The 15,863-nt window shown below is 75.5% G+C and carries 15 protein-coding genes and 2 tRNA genes; 11 read left to right on the forward strand and 6 right to left on the reverse strand.

Annotated features, from left to right (window positions below; translation table 11 throughout):
- Positions 1 to 4: 4 nt before the first annotated feature.
- From orn to ACZ58X_RS17840, 4 genes are all read left to right on the forward strand, one after another.
- On the forward strand, positions 5 to 607 hold the full coding sequence (gene orn / locus ACZ58X_RS17825) for an oligoribonuclease (protein WP_375883407.1): 603 nt from the start codon (positions 5 to 7) through the stop codon (positions 605 to 607).
- A 133-nt stretch (positions 608 to 740) separates the two neighbouring features.
- Positions 741 to 816, forward strand: a tRNA-His gene (locus ACZ58X_RS17830).
- Positions 817 to 1,064: 248 nt separating this feature from the next.
- A complete protein-coding gene (locus tag ACZ58X_RS17835) occupies positions 1,065 to 1,511 on the forward strand; it encodes a DUF4442 domain-containing protein (RefSeq protein WP_350504886.1) in 447 nt (148 codons plus the stop codon).
- A 109-nt stretch (positions 1,512 to 1,620) separates the two neighbouring features.
- Positions 1,621 to 2,601 carry a hypothetical protein gene (locus tag ACZ58X_RS17840; RefSeq protein WP_470334573.1) on the forward strand — a complete coding sequence of 327 codons (981 nt, stop codon included), beginning with the start codon at positions 1,621 to 1,623 and terminating at the stop codon, positions 2,599 to 2,601.
- A gap of 76 nt (positions 2,602 to 2,677) precedes the next feature.
- Here ACZ58X_RS17840 and ACZ58X_RS17845 read toward each other — a convergent pair whose 3' ends face one another.
- The 3 genes from ACZ58X_RS17845 to ACZ58X_RS17855 all read right to left on the reverse strand — a co-directional run bounded on the left by ACZ58X_RS17845 (position 2,678) and on the right by ACZ58X_RS17855 (position 4,898).
- The gene (locus ACZ58X_RS17845) at positions 2,678 to 3,160 is read right to left on the reverse strand and encodes a GNAT family N-acetyltransferase (RefSeq protein WP_470334574.1); all 483 of its coding nucleotides are present in this window, start codon (positions 3,158 to 3,160) and stop codon (positions 2,678 to 2,680) included.
- 176 nt (positions 3,161 to 3,336) lie between these two features.
- Complete coding sequence (locus ACZ58X_RS17850) at positions 3,337 to 4,242, reverse strand: spermidine synthase (protein ID WP_470334575.1); 906 nt, start codon at positions 4,240 to 4,242, stop codon at positions 3,337 to 3,339.
- A gap of 140 nt (positions 4,243 to 4,382) precedes the next feature.
- The gene (locus tag ACZ58X_RS17855) at positions 4,383 to 4,898 is read right to left on the reverse strand and encodes a hypothetical protein (protein WP_470334576.1); all 516 of its coding nucleotides are present in this window, start codon (positions 4,896 to 4,898) and stop codon (positions 4,383 to 4,385) included.
- 262 nt (positions 4,899 to 5,160) lie between these two features.
- Between ACZ58X_RS17855 and ACZ58X_RS17860 the strand changes: the two genes are divergently transcribed.
- On the forward strand, positions 5,161 to 6,804 hold the full coding sequence (locus ACZ58X_RS17860; RefSeq protein WP_470334577.1) for a tetratricopeptide repeat protein: 1,644 nt from the start codon (positions 5,161 to 5,163) through the stop codon (positions 6,802 to 6,804).
- A gap of 40 nt (positions 6,805 to 6,844) precedes the next feature.
- On the opposite strand, the gene ACZ58X_RS17865 is transcribed toward ACZ58X_RS17860, so the two are convergent.
- Positions 6,845 to 7,501: a histidine phosphatase family protein gene (locus ACZ58X_RS17865; protein WP_470334578.1), complete on the reverse strand. Its 657-nt coding sequence runs from the start codon at positions 7,499 to 7,501 to the stop codon at positions 6,845 to 6,847.
- Between the two features lie 262 nt (positions 7,502 to 7,763).
- Between ACZ58X_RS17865 and ACZ58X_RS17870 the strand changes: the two genes are divergently transcribed.
- Genes ACZ58X_RS17870 through ACZ58X_RS17880 form a run of 3 tightly spaced genes read left to right on the forward strand, consistent with a single transcriptional unit; the run spans position 7,764 to position 11,988 of the window.
- On the forward strand, positions 7,764 to 9,005 hold the full coding sequence (locus tag ACZ58X_RS17870) for a hypothetical protein (protein WP_470334579.1): 1,242 nt from the start codon (positions 7,764 to 7,766) through the stop codon (positions 9,003 to 9,005).
- On the forward strand, positions 9,002 to 10,627 hold the full coding sequence (locus tag ACZ58X_RS17875) for a hypothetical protein (protein WP_470334580.1): 1,626 nt from the start codon (positions 9,002 to 9,004) through the stop codon (positions 10,625 to 10,627). The genes ACZ58X_RS17870 and ACZ58X_RS17875 overlap by 4 nt, the downstream gene beginning before the upstream one ends.
- Positions 10,627 to 11,988, forward strand: a complete 1,362-nt coding sequence (locus tag ACZ58X_RS17880; RefSeq protein ID WP_470334581.1) for an AAA family ATPase — start codon at positions 10,627 to 10,629, stop codon at positions 11,986 to 11,988. The genes ACZ58X_RS17875 and ACZ58X_RS17880 overlap by 1 nt, the downstream gene beginning before the upstream one ends.
- A 51-nt stretch (positions 11,989 to 12,039) precedes the next feature.
- On the opposite strand, the gene ACZ58X_RS17885 is transcribed toward ACZ58X_RS17880, so the two are convergent.
- Complete coding sequence (locus ACZ58X_RS17885) at positions 12,040 to 12,333, reverse strand: hypothetical protein (protein WP_470334582.1); 294 nt, start codon at positions 12,331 to 12,333, stop codon at positions 12,040 to 12,042.
- Between the two features lie 317 nt (positions 12,334 to 12,650).
- Here ACZ58X_RS17885 and ACZ58X_RS17890 point away from each other — a divergent pair, with 317 nt between their 5' ends.
- The 3 genes from ACZ58X_RS17890 to ACZ58X_RS17900 all read left to right on the forward strand — a co-directional run bounded on the left by ACZ58X_RS17890 (position 12,651) and on the right by ACZ58X_RS17900 (position 13,886).
- Entirely contained in the window at positions 12,651 to 13,007 is a 357-nt protein-coding gene (locus tag ACZ58X_RS17890; protein WP_375883340.1) for a hypothetical protein, read from the forward strand.
- A gap of 179 nt (positions 13,008 to 13,186) precedes the next feature.
- Entirely contained in the window at positions 13,187 to 13,744 is a 558-nt protein-coding gene (locus ACZ58X_RS17895) for a bifunctional DNA primase/polymerase (protein ID WP_470334583.1), read from the forward strand.
- Positions 13,745 to 13,812: 68 nt separating this feature from the next.
- Positions 13,813 to 13,886: transfer RNA gene (locus tag ACZ58X_RS17900), tRNA-Lys, on the forward strand.
- Positions 13,887 to 13,999: 113 nt separating this feature from the next.
- Here ACZ58X_RS17900 and pgi read toward each other — a convergent pair.
- The gene (pgi, locus tag ACZ58X_RS17905) at positions 14,000 to 15,661 is read right to left on the reverse strand and encodes a glucose-6-phosphate isomerase (RefSeq protein ID WP_470334584.1); all 1,662 of its coding nucleotides are present in this window, start codon (positions 15,659 to 15,661) and stop codon (positions 14,000 to 14,002) included.
- Between the last annotated feature and the right edge of the window lie 202 nt (positions 15,662 to 15,863).

Raw genomic sequence — 15,863 nt, forward strand, 5'->3', positions numbered from 1 at the left:
TTGCGTGAATGACCGTTTGGTATGGATCGACTGTGAAATGACCGGCCTCGACCTCGACCGGGACGCCCTGGTCGAGGTCGCGGTGCTGGTGACGGACTCCGAGCTGAACATCCTCGGCGAGGGCGTGGACGTCATCATCCGCCCCCCGGCGGAGGCCCTGGCGAACATGCCGGAGGTGGTGCGCGCGATGCACACCTCCTCCGGCCTGTTGGAGGAGCTGGAGCAGGGCGTGACCCTGGCCGAGGCCGAGGAGCGGGTCCTGGCGTACGTGCGCGAGCACGTGCCGGAGGCCGGGAAGACGCCGCTGTGCGGCAACTCGGTGGCCACCGACCGCGGCTTCCTCGCCCGGGACATGCCGGCCCTGGAGAAGCACCTGCACTACCGGATCGTGGACGTCTCCTCGATCAAGGAGCTGGCCCGCCGCTGGTACCCGAAGGCGTACTACAACAGCCCGCCGAAGGGCGGGAACCACCGGGCGCTCGCGGACATCCGCGAGAGCATCGACGAACTGCGCTACTACCGCGAGGCGGTGTTCGTGCCGCAGCCCGGCCCGGACGCCGAGACGGCCCGCGGGATCGCGGAGAAGTACCGGGCCGCGACCGACTGACCGGGACTGCGCGGGGTCGGAGGGGGTGCCGTCGTTCGCCGGGACGAAACCCTGGCGCGAGCACCCTCTCGGATCCTGTAGAGTTCTTCCTGTCGGAACGGGAACGCGAGAGCGGGAACGGACCGGACAGATGGTGGGTGTAGCTCAGTTGGTAGAGCACCTGGTTGTGGTCCAGGTGGCCGCGGGTTCGAGTCCCGTCACTCACCCCAGAACCTGAGGGGCCGATCTCTTCAAGAGATCGGCCCCTCAGGCGTTTTCGCGTTCCGCCACACATTTCCGACATGTTCTCCGGCGTGTTCTCCGACGCATTCCCAGGCGTCTCCGGCGTGTTCTCCGACGCATTCCCACGCGCCTCCGACGTGTTCTCCGATCGGGCGCGGGCTCAGTTGTGCCCGGCGGCCCGGGTTTTCCGGTCGGCCCCTGCCGCAACAAGCTACCGGCTAGTAACATCGTCGCCATGACCACTCCTTCGATCGGCCAGATGCTCGACGCCACCGTGCCGATGGCGCACACCCTCAAGCTCGAGTACCTGGAGACCACCCCGGACCGCGCCGTGCTCCGGCTGCCCGACCAGCCCGCGTACCACAACCACGTCGGCGGCCCGCACGCCGGCGCGATGTTCACCCTCGCCGAGTCCGCCAGCGGCTGCATCGTGCTGGCCGCCTTCGGGGACCAGCTGTCCCGGGCCGTGCCGCTCGCCGTGAACGCCGAGATCGCCTACAAGAAGCTGGCGATGGGCGAGGTCACCGCCACCGCCGTGCTCGGCCGCCCGGCCGCCGAGGTGGTCGCCGAGCTGGACGCCGGCGGCCGCCCCGAGTTCCCGGTCACCGTCGAGATCACCCGCGCCGACGGCGCCGTCACCGGTGTGATGACGGTCACCTGGACCCTGCGTCCCAACTCCTGACCGCCGCGCGGTCGGTGGCCCCGGGAACAGCACCCCGGGGCCACCTGTGCGATGACTGTCCGTGACGGTGGCCGTGACCTCACCGCCCGCCCGCTCGTTCTCAACTCACGTGCGAGCCAATCACGCGACCGAGCCCCAGGAAACCGCCGCCCGCGGCGTCGCCGGAGCGCGGCGAGCGGCCGCCCGGTGGCTGCCCCGCCCGCGCACCGTCGCCGCCGGTGGGGCCCTGCTCGCCCAGCTCTGGGGCGTCGGCGCCCCCGGTGCGTACGCGGCCACCGCCGAATCCCCGTCCGAGCAGCCCCGACCAGCCGTCCGCCGGGCCGTGCACGGCGGGCCGGCGCTCGACGGGCCGTCAGCCGTCCGCCCGGTCGGCCCGGGGCAGCACGGCGTCGCGGACCCCGGCCGCTCGCCCGGGCCGGTCGGCGGACCGACCGGCAGTGAGCCGAGCGGTGGCGGACCGACCGGCGGTGAACGGACCAGCGGCGCACGGACCAATGGTGCCCGGGCCAATGGCGCACGGGCCGGCGGCGAACCGGCGGACGGACCGTCCGACGCGGCCACCGGGGTGGTCGGCGGCGTCCTCCAGGAGCGCATCCGGGCCGGCGGCCTCCCGCTGCCCGGCCAGGGCGCCGCCGTCCCCGACGCCTTCGCCCTCGCCTCCGGTCTGCTCGGCGGTGTCCCCGCCCAGGGCCGCCCCTCCGGCGCGCGCGCCTCCCGCGAGGGCGAACCGGCCGCACTGCCGGTCGTCCCCCGCCCCCGGTCCGGCCCCACCACCGGCACCGACGACCCGAACAGTCCGGCCCGTCCCGGGGCGGCCGGGACGCTTCTCGTCCGGGAGGCCGCGACGCACGAGGGACCGGGCTCGACGGAACCCGCCGCAACGGCCGGTACGGCGGCCCCCACGGCGACCCCGACCACCCCCGCTGGCCCCGGGACGCCGGAGGCCCTCGCCCTCGCCGACACCGCGACCGTGACCGCCGCAGAGGACGGCACCGCCACCGCGACCGCCGTACTGGCCCCGATCGCCGCCGGGCTGCTGCTCACCGGTGCGGCGATGTTCAAGCACCGCGGACTGCCGCGCGGGCACTGAGCCGCCCCCGGCGGCACCGGACCAGGAGCCGGGCTCAGAACTCAGAACCCAGAACTCAGAACTCAGAGCTCAGAGCTCAGAGCTGATGCCTCGGAGCTGAGTGCTCAGGGCCCAGTTCCACCGCCAGCAGCGGGAGTTCACGCCCGGGTATCGAGCCGGACGGCGTGCTGCCGATCCGGACGGCGCCCATCGCCAGGTAGAAGGGCTCGGCGTTCGGGTCGGCGTCGATGGTGAAGCGGCGCAGGCCGACGGCCCGGGCCCGGTCGCGGACCCGCTCGAACAGGGCCCGGCCGACGCCGCGGCCGATCCGGTCCGGCTCCACGTAGAGCATGTCCAGCTCGCCGGACGGCGTGCTGCCGGTCAGGGCGGCGAACCCCAGCACCCGGGCGCCCTCCTCGGCCACCAGCGTCGAGGCCCGTTCGACGGCGGCCGCGTCCAGGGTCAACTCCTCCCGGCAGGCGGCCATGAAGGCCTCGTCGTAACCCCAGTGCGCCTTGGCCCGCAGGGCGATGGCGGTGAGCAGCTCCGCCTCGTCCGGACGGGCGGATCGGATGCGCATGCGGCCCCCTCGCGTCGACTGCCGGTCGGCTGCGGCCAGTGTGCGCCGCAACCGGACCGCACACCAACGGATTTACCGCGCGGCGGCCCGCACCGGGCCCGTCGGCGCTGCCGGCACAGTCGGCACGGCCGGCACAACCGGCACGGCTCGCACAACCGGCACAACCAGCAGCACCGTCACCGGAAGACGCCCGGCGGCGGCGCCGGGGAGGGCGCCGCGGTGGCGTCCGTGGCGGGGGTGGCGCCGGCCGTGAAGTCGGCCAGGGCGCGGCCGTGTTCGACCCGGCCGAGGGAGGCGTCGGAGGCGACCCGGCGGGTCAGGTCGGCGATCGGGAGCGGGGCGTGGGCGGCGGCCAGGATGAGGTTCCCGAAGCGCTTGCCGCGCAGCACGGCCGGGTCTGCGGTGAGGACCAGTTCGGGGAAGACCGCGCCGAGGGTGGCGACCTGGGAGCGGGCGAAGGGCAGCGCGCCGCCGTCGGCGATGTTGGCGGCGTACCAGCCGCCCGGGGCGAGGGCGCGGGCCGCCAGGGTGGTGAACTCGACGGTGGTGCAGTGGGCCGGGGTGCGGGCGCCGGAGAAGACGTCGGTGATGACCAGGTCGACGCTGCCCTCGGGGGTGCGTTCCAGCACGCCGCGGGCGTCCCCGCCGCGCACCTTGATCTGCCAGCCGCGCTCCAGCGGGAGTTCGGCGCGGACGAGTTCGGTGAGCGCGGTGTCGATCTCGGCGACCTGCTGGCGCGAGCGCGGCCGGGTGGCGGCCACGTAGCGGGCCAGGGTGAGCGCGCCGCCGCCCAGGTGCAGGACGGTCAGCGGACGGCCGGGCGGCGCGACCAGGTCGATCAGGTGGCCGAGCCGGCGCTGGTACTCGAAGCCCAGGTGGGTGGGGTCGGCGAGGTCGACCAGGGACTGCGGGGCGCCGTCGACCAGCAGCGTCCAGGCGTGCGGACGGTCGCGGTCGGGGCGCAGTTCGGCCAGGCCGGAGCCGACCTGGCGGGTCAGCGGGCCCTGGGCGTGGGTGCGGCCGTCCGCGCCGGTGGCGAGCGCCGGTTCGGGGCTGCGCGCGGCCCTGTTGCTTCGTCCCATGGAGGCCATTATCGCCGGACGGCGACATGGGCGGGTGTCCCGGGCAGGTGCCCGTCGAGAAGGCGCACCCCTGGTCAGGGGCGTGCCACGGGGATCCGGTCGGAGGCGTACGGGCCCGGCCGGATCCGCGCGGCACGCCGCTAGAACGGGCCGAGGCCGCCGGCGGTGAGCGTGCAGGCGGCCTCGCAGAGGGCGGAGCGGAGCACCCAGGCGTCGGTGGGACGGGTGGCGCGGCCGGTTCCGGAGGGCGGGATCACCCAGCGCGGGTCGGTGGCGCCGGGTACCAGGGCGCCGGCCGTACAGGAGCTGCCGGGCAGGTGCCAGGTCTCCCAGGTGCCGGCCGGGACGAGGAAGGAGACGGTGCTGCCGTTGCGGCTCTGCAGGACGGCCCCGCAGGCGCGGCGCAGCCTGAGGATGTCGACGGCCTCCAGGCCGTGCCGCAGGGCGACCGTCACCGTGTCGCAGCCGGTGAGGAGGGTGTCCTCGGCCGGGACGACGGCGTCCCGGCGCAGTCCGCCGCAGGAGCCCCGGCCGCCCTCGACCGGGCCCCGGCCGGGGAACCGGTCGTCGGCGGGGTCGGGGAGCAGGGCGGGGACGGCGGCGGCGAGCACGCCCCCGGCGACGGGTCGGTACTGCGGCAGTCCGGTGGCCATCATGGGCCCTCCTGTACCTCGTCGGTTCGGAAGCGCTGCCGCCGGGTGTGGGGCCGCGGGGGCTTGGACGGGCCGGGGGGACGGCCTGGGCTTCCACGTATCAGGACAACGCCGCGGGACCGCCGGAGGCCACGGGGCGCATTACAGCAAGGCATGGCATTTCATGGCGGATATCCGACAACAATGCCCGCTTTGCACCGAATTGATGGCATATGCCGCGCGAACCCCACGTGTCCGACCGGTGACTCCGAGTACTCTCGGCGCCATGGCAGCCACCCCACCGGCCGAGCCGAACCGACCGTCCCCCAACACCGTGATGCGCGCACTGCGCGGCGACCGCTCACCGGGCGAGTTCGCCATGGCCGTCCGCCGCGCAGCCCGCGAGATCGGCGAGCACGTGTCCTGCGACGCCCGCTACGTCGGACGGGTCGAGTCCGGTGAGATCCGCTGCCCCAACTACGCCTACGAGCGGGTGTTCCGGCACATGTGGCCGGGGCGCACGCTCACCGACCTCGGCTTCGCCCCGCGCACCGCCGTCCGCCGCCGCTCGGCGGACGGCGGCGGGACGGCCGCCGGGGCGGCCGCGCTCCACCTCCCGGTCCATCAACCGTTCCCGCCCCTGCCCGCCCCGCGCTCACCACTCTCCACTCGACTCCCGTACGCTGCCTCGCCGTACGCGGATCCAGCCGCTCCGGACGGGCCCCCGTGGCCGATGGCCGGCGCGGTGCCCAGGGGGCCCGATGGATCGCCCTATCCCGACGAGGAGAACGACGACGTGCGTCGCCGTACGTTCCTGGCCGGCGGCACGACCGCGCTGGCCACCGTGATCGGCATCGACCGGCCGGCCGCCGCCGGCCCGGTCACCCCTGCCGTCACCGCCACCGGCCCCGGCTTCGGCCCGGCGCCCGGCCGATCCGCCTTCCCCGGTGCGGAGTTCACCGCGCCCGCACTGCACGGCGCCGGTCCGCTGGTGCCCGGGCGGCCCGGGCCGGTGCCGCCGCTGCGCAAGGTCGGCGCCGCCGAGGTGTTCGGCGTCGAACAGGCCGTCCGGGACATCAGACTGGCCGACGACGCCCACGGGGCGGACGCCCTGTACGAACTCGCCGGGCAGTCCCTGCGCACCGCCTACGTCCTGCTCAACGAGGGCGAGTACAGCGCCGAGACCGAGCGCCGGCTCCAGGCCGGGGCCGGCGAACTGGCCATCTCGGTGGGCTGGTTGGCGCACGACTCGAACCGGCTGGCGGACGCCCGCTCGTTCTACGCCGAGGCGCTCGCCACCGCCCGGATGGCCGGGGACTCCGCCCTGGAGGCGCACGTCTTCTGCAACAGCGCCTTCCTCGCCCGGGACGCCGGACGCCCGCGCGAGGCGCTGCGCGCCGCGCAGGCCGGGCAGGCCGCCGCCCGGGAGCTGGACTCCGCCCGGCTGCTCGCCCTGCTCGCCATGCGCGAGGCCGGCGCCTGGGCCGTGCTGCGGGACCGCTCCGGCTGCGAACGCGCGATCGGCCGGGCCTACGCGCTGTTCGACCGGGGGCCGTCGGAGACCGACCCGGAGTGGATGTCCTTCTTCGGCGAGGCGGAGATCGCGGGGCTGCAGTCGCAGTGCTGGTCCGCCCTGGAGGACTGGGACCGGGCCAGCGAGCAGGCCGCGCTGGCCATAGCGCTGCAGGAGCCGCACTTCGTCCGCAACCGGGTGCTGTACACCGCGGAACTGGCCCACGACCGGCTCGGCCGGGGGGACTTGGCGGGGGCGGCGCACCACGGCTCGGCCGCCGTCGCGCTGTTCGGCGAGGTCCGCTCGGCCCGGATCCGCAGCATGCTGGCGGACACCGCGGGGCGGCTGCGGCAGCACGCCTCGGTCGCCGAGGTCCGCCGCTTCCTGATCGGCTACGACCGGGCCGCGGCGGCCTGAGCGGACCGACGACCGTCGCGACGGATCGTCAACACCGGCCTCAGTGGCCCGTGTTCAGCCCCTCCAGGTGGGACAGGTCGTTCCAGATCTCCACCGCCGGGGCGCCGTACTCCCAGGACAGCACGCACAGCGCCGCCGTACCGAGCTTGAACCGCTGGGCGAACTCGGGCGGCAGGCCCAGCCAGCGGGCGGCCAGGATGCGCAGCAGGTGGCCGTGCGCGAACAGCACGACGTCCCGGTCGGCGCAGTGCATCTCGGTGGTGTCCGACTCCGGGACGCCGTGCTCCGAGTTGAGTTCGGCCAGGAAGGAGTCCACCCGGGCGGCGACCTCGGAGAGCTTCTCGCCGCCGGGCACCCCGTCGCGCCAGATCAGCCAGCCGGGGTGGTCGGTGGCCCGGATGTCGGCGCCGGTGCGGCCCTCGTACTGGCCGTAGTCCCACTCCAGCAGTTCGGGGCGGTCGACCGCGCGGTCGCCGAACCCGGCCAGCGCGCAGGTCTCCTTCGCGCGGCCGAGCGGGCTGGTGTAGACGAGCGCGTCCGGCAGGCCGTTCCAGGGGGCCTCGGCGAGCCGGGCGCCGAGCGCCCGGGCCATCGCCCGGCCCTCCTCGGTCAGCGGGATGTCGGTGCGGCCGGTGTGGCGGCCGGTGGCCGACCACTCGGTCTCACCGTGGCGGACCAGCACGATTCGGGCGGGCATGGCAGGCTCCTCGCAACGGGGCGGTCAACGGTCGGTCTCACCCTTGAGCACCGGGCTCCATGATCCCCCACCGGCACGGCGGCCACGATCGCGGGCCCCGGCCGCCCCGCCCCGCCCCAGGTCGAAGCCGGGTCCGAGCCGGGCCCGAGCCGGGTCCGAGCCCGGCCCGGGCCGCCGGTTGCGGCCGGAACGAACCGGAACAGGCCGGAACCGCCCGGTCCGCACCGCGTTGTCGGACCCGGATGCGACACTGGGCCGCACCATGAACGTCTCGACGAACGTCCCGCTCGGCGGGCCCGCTGAGCCGCTCGCCCTGCGGCTCGCCGAGCTGCGCGGACCGGCCCCGCAGCGCAGTCTGAACGCCCGCTCCCTCGCCGCCCTGGCCGCCAATCCGGGCTGCCACCGCCGCGCCGTCCTGGACGCGGCCGGAGTGGACAAGTCGGCGCTGGCCGCCCGGCTCGGCCGCCCCGCCCCCTTCGGGCAGTCCCCGTTCGCGATCGCCCGCGGCCTGGTCTTCGAGTCCCGGTTGAAGGCGGACGACCACGCCGCCCTGCTGGAGCCGCTCCGCGCCCACCTCGGCGTCCCCGCGGACGACCGCACCCCGCTGCTGGTCCCGGACCTGCTGCACCGCTCCGGCCCGGCCGTCCGCGCCGACCGGACGGCCGAGGCACTGGCCCGGGCCGCCGCCGACCCGGACGCCTGGACGCTGCTGGACCACCCGATGCTGCGGCTCGCCGTGGCCGGCAGCACCGCCTACCTGGAGCCGGACGCCCTGGTGGTGCACGGCGGGCGGTGCACGGTGGTCGAGATCAAGTCCTTCCCGGTGCTGGACGGCAGCGCCGACCCGGCCAAGGTCGGCGCCGCCGCCCGCCAGGCCGCCGTGTACGTGCTGGCGCTCCAGCACGCCGCCGCCGCGGCCGCCGGGCTGCCGCTCACCGACGACCCGTACGCCGAGCAGCGGCTGCCGGGCAGCCCCCGCACCACCGTGCTGCTGGTCTGCCCGAAGGACTTCGGCAACCGGCCGACCGCGGTCGCCGTCGACGTCCGCCGCGAGCTGGCCACCACCCGCCGCCAGTTGAGCCGGATGACCGGCATCGGCCGGCTGCTGGCGACGCTGCCGCCCGGCACCGACTTCGACCTGGCCGCCGACCAGGACGGCGCCCCGGCCCGCAGCACCGAACAGCTGACCGCCTCGGTCGAGGCGGTGCCCGCCGCCTACAGCCCGGACTGCCTCTCCACCTGCGAACTCGGCTTCCACTGCCGCGCCCGGGCCCGCTGCGACGACCGGGTCGAGCAGCTCGGCCGGGGCGTGCGCGGCGAGCTGGGCGCCCTCCGCACGGTCGCCGAGGCCCTGGCCGCCGCGGCCGGCGCCGTGGAGGCGGACGACGACGGCGAGGACGGCGAGGACGGCGACGGCGCGCACGAGGCGGCCGCGCGCCTGGCCTACGCCGCAGCCCTGCGCGCGGAAGCCCTGGGTAGGGAAGCCCTGGGTGCGGAAGCATGAGCCTGCTGACCACCCTCGCCCGGCTGGAGGCCGTCCGCAGCGGGCGGGCCGAGCCGCTGGCCACCGTCCGGCACCGGCACCTGTCGGAGCGCCCGATGGTGGTCGTCCCGCTGACCGCCGCCGGTGAGGCCGGCGCGCCGCTGGCCGTGCTGCTGGGCACCGACCGGGACGCACCCCGGCTGCACCTGGTGCCGCAGCCGCTCAACCGCACGCTCCGGTTCGACTACCTGGCCGCGCTGGCCGCCGACCTGCTGCCCTACCTGGAGTCCTTCGGCACGGACGTCGAACAGATCGAGGGCTCCGAGAAGGACCCGGAGACCGGCGAGAAGACCCAGGTGTTCCGGGAGCTGTGCACGGACGCGCCGCAGCTGATCGTGCCCAACAGCGGGGGCGTGCACCACCTCGCCCTGATCGGCCGCTCCACCCGCTTCCGCCGCACCGCCGAGGACACCGACCCGGGCCCCCACCCGGCGCCGCTGCGGGTGCCGCTGCTCGGCCGCTGGCTGACCCACCTCACCGACCGCGCCCAGGTGCCCGGTTCCAGCCTGCTGCTGCCGATGACCGGCCTGCTCGCCCGGCACTGGGCCACCGGCCAGAGCCACCTGGAGGACCAGCACCTGGCCGCCCGGCTGGCCTGGCACGCGCCGCCGCCGGGGCTGACCGGGGCCGGGGCGGCCGAACTGGCCGAGTCGGCCCGCGACGAGCACGGCCAGCTGCTGCACCCGCCGGCCGGTCCGGCCACCGACCCGGCCTTCGACGAGGGGGTGCTGGCCCCGGCGATCGCCCGCTACGACGCGGCCGTCAACGCCCTGCAGCACAGCACCGAGCAGCACGACGAGGCCGCCGCCGAGCGGGCCCGGGCGGCCGTCCGCGCGGCGGTCGACCAGCTGGAGCGGGCGCTGTCCGCCGTCCTGCTGCCGACCTGGCGGGACGTCTGGCGGGGCCTGGACCTGCTGCGCGCCCTGCCGCCGGCCGGTCACCTGGAGGAGCGCTGGACCGGCGACCGCTGGTCCTACACCGGCCACCGGGACCGCCTGGCGGCGGGTGAGCCCCCGCAGCCCCGGCAGGACGACGCCGTCACCGCGGCCCGCAAGCTCGCCCAGCGCGAGCGCGAGCAGGCCCGGCTGGACGTCCAGGAGGCGCTGGACGACCCGCTGGCGATGGCCGAACACCGGCTCTCCGGCGAGGCGTTCAGCGGAGTGGTGACCGAGGTGGTGCCGGACTACGACACCACCGGCCGCTCCCCCAAGCCGCGCCCGCTGGTCACCCTGCGCACCACCGACCGCCCGCACGCCGACCTCGGGCGGGAGGCGCACCGGGTGCACGGGCCGACGGCGCAGAAGGCGCGGATCGTGGCGGTCGACCCGGCCGAGGGCACCATCACGCTGCGGGTGCTGTCCGGCATGGGCCGCAAGAAGGAGCCGGAGCCGGGCAGCCTGCCCGAGCCCGGCGAACCGGTCACCTTCACCCTGTTCGAGCTGACCGTCCGCCAGTCCGCGCCGCTGCCCGACCCGGACGACACCCCGTGGACCCACGGCGGCCCGCCCGGCGCCGCCGCGCCCTCGCCGTCCGCCGCCACCGCCACCGCCACCGCCGCTGTCGCCGTCGAGGAGTGGGAGTGATGACCGAACCGATCGAGGCGCAGTCCCCGGGGGCGGCCGCCGACGCCGCCGTGGCCCGGATCCTGGCGGCCACCGTCCACCCCGCGGTCGGCGCACCGCGCGGCGTGGTGGTGGACTCCCCGCCCGGCGCCGGGAAGTCGACCCTGGTGGTGCGGGCGGCCCGGGAGCTGGTGGCGGCCGGCGAGCGGCTGATGATCGTCGCCCAGACGAACGGCCAGGTGGACGACCTGGTCGGCCGACTGGCCGAGAAGGCACCGGAGTTGACGATCGGCCGGCTGCACGCGGCGGACTCCGGGCCCGGCCCGGAGGTGCTCAGGCACGCCAATGTCACGCCCTCCGACAAGGTCGCCGACCTGGTCGAGCACAACGTGGTGATCTCCACCGCCGCCAAGTGGCAGTGGGTGCGGGCCGAGGCGCCGTGGCGGCACGCGATCGTCGACGAGGCGTACCAGATGCGCTCGGACGCCCTGCTGGCGGTGGCCCGGCTGTTCGAGCGGGCGTTGTTCGTCGGCGATCCGGGCCAGCTGGACCCGTTCACCGTGGTCGGCACCGAGCAGTGGGCGGGCCTGTCCTACGACCCGTCCAGCAGCGCGGTGGTGACGATGCTGGCGCACAACCCGCAGATCGAGCCGCACCGGCTGCCGGTCTCCTGGCGGCTGCCGGCCAGCGCGGCGCCGCTGATCTCCCGGGCGTTCTACCCGTACACGCCGTTCCGCTCCGGCACCGGGCCGGACGACCGCGGGCTGACCCCGGCCGTCCGCCCGGACGGCTCGGCGCTGGACGCGGCGATCGACCGCGCGGCCGAGCACGGCTGGGCGCTGCTGGAGCTGCCCGCCCGGCACACCGTGCGGACCGACCCGCAGGCGGTGGTCGCCGTCGCGGCGACCGTGCGGCGGCTGCTGGAGCGGGGGCTGACCGCCCGCTCCGAGCAGGGCGAGGCGCCGCTCACCGCGGACCGGATCGCCGTCGGCACGGCGCACCGGGACCAGGCGGCGGCGGTGCGGGCGGCCCTGCTCAAGGTGGGCGTCCCGGTGGACGGCACGGTCGGGCCGGCCGTCACGGTGGACACCGCGAACCGGCTGCAGGGCCGGGAGTACGACGTCACCGTGGTGCTGCACCCGCTCTCCGGGCGCCCCGACGCGACCGCCTTCCACCTGGAGACCGGCCGGCTCTGCGTGCTCGCCTCCCGTCACCGGCACGCCTGCATCGTGGTCGCCCGGGCCGGGATCGCCGAGCTGCTGGACGAGCACCCGTCGACCGAGCCGGTCCAGCTCGGGGTCCCGGTGGCGTTCCCGGACGGCTGGGAGGCCAACCACCAGGTCCTCCAGCACCTCGGCGGCCACCGGGTCCACCTGAGGTAGCCGGTCGTGGGCGGTCAGTCCTCGGCCTCGCAGACCGCAGACCGCAGACGGTCAGTCCTCGGTCTCGCAGACCGCGAAGGCCACCACGGACCCGTGCGCGGCCTGGGCGCTCCAGCCGGTGGCGTCGGCGGTCGGCCCGCTGGCGCGCACCGGCCCGTCGGCGTCGGGCTGGAGCCGGTAGCCGCCGCCGGTCAGGTGGGTGCCGCTCGGGCAGGTGGCCGTGGAGGTGCCGCCCGGGCTGCTGGGCGGCCCGGTGACGACCTTGGCCGTCTCCGCCGCGGCGGCGGGGGCGGCCGGGACGAGGACGGCGGCGGCCAGCAGGAGGCCGGTGGACAGTGCGCGCATGGGGTGCTCCCGGTTCGGTGGGCGGTTTTCTCGGCGAGCGGTTCTCGGCGAGCGGTTCTCGGTTCGGTGGGCGCTTCTCGGCGGGTGCTTCCCGGTCCGACGGGCGGCCGCCGTGCCCGGTACAACCGGTTCGCATGCGACCGGGAAGCGCGGCGCCCGGGGTCATCGCCCCGGCGCGCGCCCGGGAATAGCGCCTGCACGTGCACCGTTCCGCTACCGGCCGCCGCCGCGAGACAATGGACGACGGCCACGACCGGGCGGCGCGGCCCGGAGCAGCCCGCCGCCCTGCCTCACCGAGACCCCGGAGGTGTCCGTCCATGCCCGACTCCCCCGCCGAGACGCCCGAGCCCACCAGGCGCCTGCGCCCCGCGCAGCTCCTGTTCGAGCCGCAGGCCGCCGAACCGGAGCCGGAACGATTCTTCGACCTGGAGTCGATCGACGACCCCGCCGAGCTGCTGCGCCGCTCCACCGAGCTGGCCCTGGCCTTCCGGGCCGCCGCCGAGCGGGCCACCGACTTCCAGGCCGTCGCCGCCGCACAGTTGGCCGATCCCCGCCGGTTCGACGCGCTGTCGGACACCGAGGTCGCCGAGCGGGCGGACTGGACCCCGGACTACGCGGCCAAGATGATCGAGTACGGCCGAGGCCTGATCCAGCCGCGCCGCCACGAGGACTGACCCCGGCCCCGGACCCGACCCAGGGCCCCGCTCCCGCACCCCATCCCGGCCCCTCCCGCAGCCCCTCCCCCGGCCGCTGGCATATGCCAGCGGCGGAGGGTACGCGATCGCCCGTCGCCCTGTCCGGCGAACGGCGCTTTCCACCACGCCGGGGGCGCGCACGGCGCAGGCTGCTGGGCGTGGACATCTGGACGCACCAGTCGGTGGAGTACGTCACCGTGGCCGGGGAGGCCTGGCTGGCCTCCGCCAGCGAGTACCCGCGCAGCATGCGCGCCCTGTGGGAGGCCCGCCCGTGGGCGCCCTCCGTACTGCCCTGCGGGCGGGCCTTCGACGTGATCAGCATGCCGTCGCTGTTCGGCCGCCGGGTGCTGGACGAGCTGTGGGCCTCCGGCCCCGGCTGCGGCCCGGTCGCGACCTACCGGGGGCGCACCCTGCTGTTCGTCCGGCCCGGCGCGGCGCCCCGGCTGCGCCGGCTGCTGGCCTGGGAGGAGTGGGCCCGGGACGTGCCGCCGCTGCTGTGCCACGGCAAGGGCGACGCGGTGACCGTCCCGCCGCTGCAGCGGATGGTGCACGGCCCGGACTCCCCCGGCCGGGGCACCGGCCGCTGGATCGTCGCCCCGGAGGAGCGGGAGCCCTGGCTGCCCGGGGCCTCGGTGGTGCTGTGGGCCTGTGTGCGGGCGGCGCGCGAGCCCGGCCCCGGCGTCCCGGCCGAGCCGGTCCTGGTGACCCGGGGGTGAACGGAGGGCGGCCGGTATTCGATTTTGGCGCGGCCGCCGGCCGCTGCTACAGTTTTCTCTGTCAGCAGGCGCCGCTAGCTCAGTTGGTTAGAGCAGCTGACTCTTAATCAGCGGGTCCGGGGTTCGAGTCCCTGGCGGCGCACAGACAGCCGGAAGGCCCCTTGCGAAAGCAGGGGGCCTTCCGGCGTTTCCGCCCCGCGAGCCTGCACGGGGAGGGCCGGGCCGCCCGCCGGAGCGGACGGCCCGGCCCCGGGCTCAGCGGCCGCGCAGCGCGCGGTAGCGGGCGACCAGCGCGGCGGTGGAGCTGTCCAGCTGCCCGCCGCCCTCACCGGTGAGCAGCACCGGCTCGATCCGCTTGGCGAGCACCTTGCCCAGCTCGACGCCCCACTGGTCGAAGGAGTCGATGTTCCAGACCGCGCCCTGGACGAACACCTTGTGCTCGTACAGCGCGACCAGCTGGCCGAGCACCGACGGGGTCAGCTCGGTGGCCAGGATGGTGGTGGTCGGGTGGTTGCCCTTGAAGGTCTTGTGCGGGACGAGCTCGGCCGGCACGCCCTCGGCGGCGACCTCCTCCGGGGTCTTGCCGAAGGCCAGCGCCTGGGTCTGGGCGAAGAAGTTGGCCAGCAGCAGGTCGTGCTGGGCGACCAGGCGGTCGGGCAGGTCGGCGACCGGGCGGGCGAAGCCGATGAAGTCGGCCGGGATCACCTTGGTGCCCTGGTGCAGCAGCTGGTAGTAGGCGTGCTGGCCGTTGGTGCCGGGGGTGCCCCAGACCACCGGGCCGGTCTGCCAGCCGACCGGGGTGCCGTCGCGGGTCACCGACTTGCCGTTGGACTCCATGTCCAGCTGCTGGAGGTAGGCGGTGAACTTGGACAGGTAGTGCGAGTACGGCAGCACCGCGTGCGCCTGGGCGTCGAAGAACGCGCCGTACCAGACGCCCAGCAGGCCGAGCAGCAGCGGGACGTTCTGCTCCGGCGGGGCGGTGCGGAAGTGCTCGTCGACCAGGTGGAAGCCGTCCAGCATCTCGCGGAAGGCGTCCGGGCCGATGGCGATCATCAGCGAGAGGCCGATCGCCGAGTCGTAGGAGTAGCGGCCGCCGACCCAGTCCCAGAACTCGAACATGTTGGCGGTGTCGATGCCGAAGTCCTGCACGCCCTGGGCGTTGGTGGACAGCGCGACGAAGTGCTTGGCGACCGCCTCGGTGCCGGCGCCCAGGCCGTCGAGCAGCCAGGCGCGGGCGGAGATCGCGTTGGTGATGGTCTCGATGGTGGTGAAGGTCTTCGAGGCCACGATGAACAGCGTCTCGGCCGGGTCGAGGTCCCGGACCGCCTCGTGCAGGTCGGCGCCGTCCACGTTGGAGACGAAGCGGACCGCCAGGTCGCGCCTGCCGAAGGAGCGCAGCACCTCGTAGGCCATCGCCGGGCCGAGGTCGGAGCCGCCGATGCCGATGTTGACCACGGTGCGGATGGGCTTGCCGGTGTGGCCCTTCCACTCGCCGCTGCGGACCCGGTCGGCGAAGGCGGCCATCTTGTCCAGGACGGCGTGCACCGCGGGGACGACGTTCACGCCGTCCACCTCGACCACGGCGCCGCGCGGGGCGCGCAGCGCGGTGTGCAGGACGGCCCGCTGCTCGGTGATGTTGATCTTCTCGCCGCGGAACATGGCGTCCCGCAGCTCGGCGACGCCGGTGGCGGCGGCGAGCTCGCGCAGCAGCTCCAGCGTCTCGTCGGTGACCAGGTGCTTGGCGTAGTCCACGTGCAGGTCGCCGACCTGGAGCGTGTGGGTGCGGCCGCGCTCGGGGTCGGCGGCGAACAGCTCGCGCAGGTGGGTCTCGCCCAGCTCGGCCCGGTGCTTGGCCAGGGCGGCCCACTGCGGGGTCCGGTCGAGCGGGGTGCGGGCGTCGGCGCGGGTCTCCGACATCGGTGGGTCCTCGATTCATCTGGGTGCAGAAACCGGCAGGGCCAGGCGTGGGGCCGGTCGTCGTCGAGCGGCTTCGCGCGGTCGTGGCGGTACGGGTGGTGCGCCGACTCCGTTGACGGCCTGCCCGGGTTCAGCCTATGCAACTCCGGAGGGGGTGGCGCACATTCCGGCCGGTCGGAGGCCGTGCCGCCGACCGGCCGGA

The sequence above is a fragment of the Kitasatospora sp. NPDC040550 genome (genome assembly GCF_055594965.1).

What these genes read in the sequence shown, in the direction of transcription:
- ACZ58X_RS17835 (WP_350504886.1), top strand. Translation starts at nt 1,065, where the DNA reads ATGACCACTCCTTCGATCGGCCAGATGCTCGACGCCACCGTGCCGATG.
- ACZ58X_RS17845 (WP_470334574.1), bottom strand. Translation starts at nt 3,160, where the DNA reads ATGCGCATCCGATCCGCCCGTCCGGACGAGGCGGAGCTGCTCACCGCC.
- ACZ58X_RS17850 (WP_470334575.1), bottom strand. Translation starts at nt 4,242, where the DNA reads ATGGGACGAAGCAACAGGGCCGCGCGCAGCCCCGAACCGGCGCTCGCC.
- ACZ58X_RS17855 (WP_470334576.1), bottom strand. Translation starts at nt 4,898, where the DNA reads ATGATGGCCACCGGACTGCCGCAGTACCGACCCGTCGCCGGGGGCGTG.
- ACZ58X_RS17860 (WP_470334577.1), top strand. Translation starts at nt 5,161, where the DNA reads ATGGCAGCCACCCCACCGGCCGAGCCGAACCGACCGTCCCCCAACACC.
- ACZ58X_RS17865 (WP_470334578.1), bottom strand. Translation starts at nt 7,501, where the DNA reads ATGCCCGCCCGAATCGTGCTGGTCCGCCACGGTGAGACCGAGTGGTCG.
- ACZ58X_RS17870 (WP_470334579.1), top strand. Translation starts at nt 7,764, where the DNA reads ATGAACGTCTCGACGAACGTCCCGCTCGGCGGGCCCGCTGAGCCGCTC.
- ACZ58X_RS17875 (WP_470334580.1), top strand. Translation starts at nt 9,002, where the DNA reads ATGAGCCTGCTGACCACCCTCGCCCGGCTGGAGGCCGTCCGCAGCGGG.
- ACZ58X_RS17880 (WP_470334581.1), top strand. Translation starts at nt 10,627, where the DNA reads ATGACCGAACCGATCGAGGCGCAGTCCCCGGGGGCGGCCGCCGACGCC.
- ACZ58X_RS17885 (WP_470334582.1), bottom strand. Translation starts at nt 12,333, where the DNA reads ATGCGCGCACTGTCCACCGGCCTCCTGCTGGCCGCCGCCGTCCTCGTC.
- ACZ58X_RS17890 (WP_375883340.1), top strand. Translation starts at nt 12,651, where the DNA reads ATGCCCGACTCCCCCGCCGAGACGCCCGAGCCCACCAGGCGCCTGCGC.
- pgi (WP_470334584.1), bottom strand. Translation starts at nt 15,661, where the DNA reads ATGTCGGAGACCCGCGCCGACGCCCGCACCCCGCTCGACCGGACCCCG.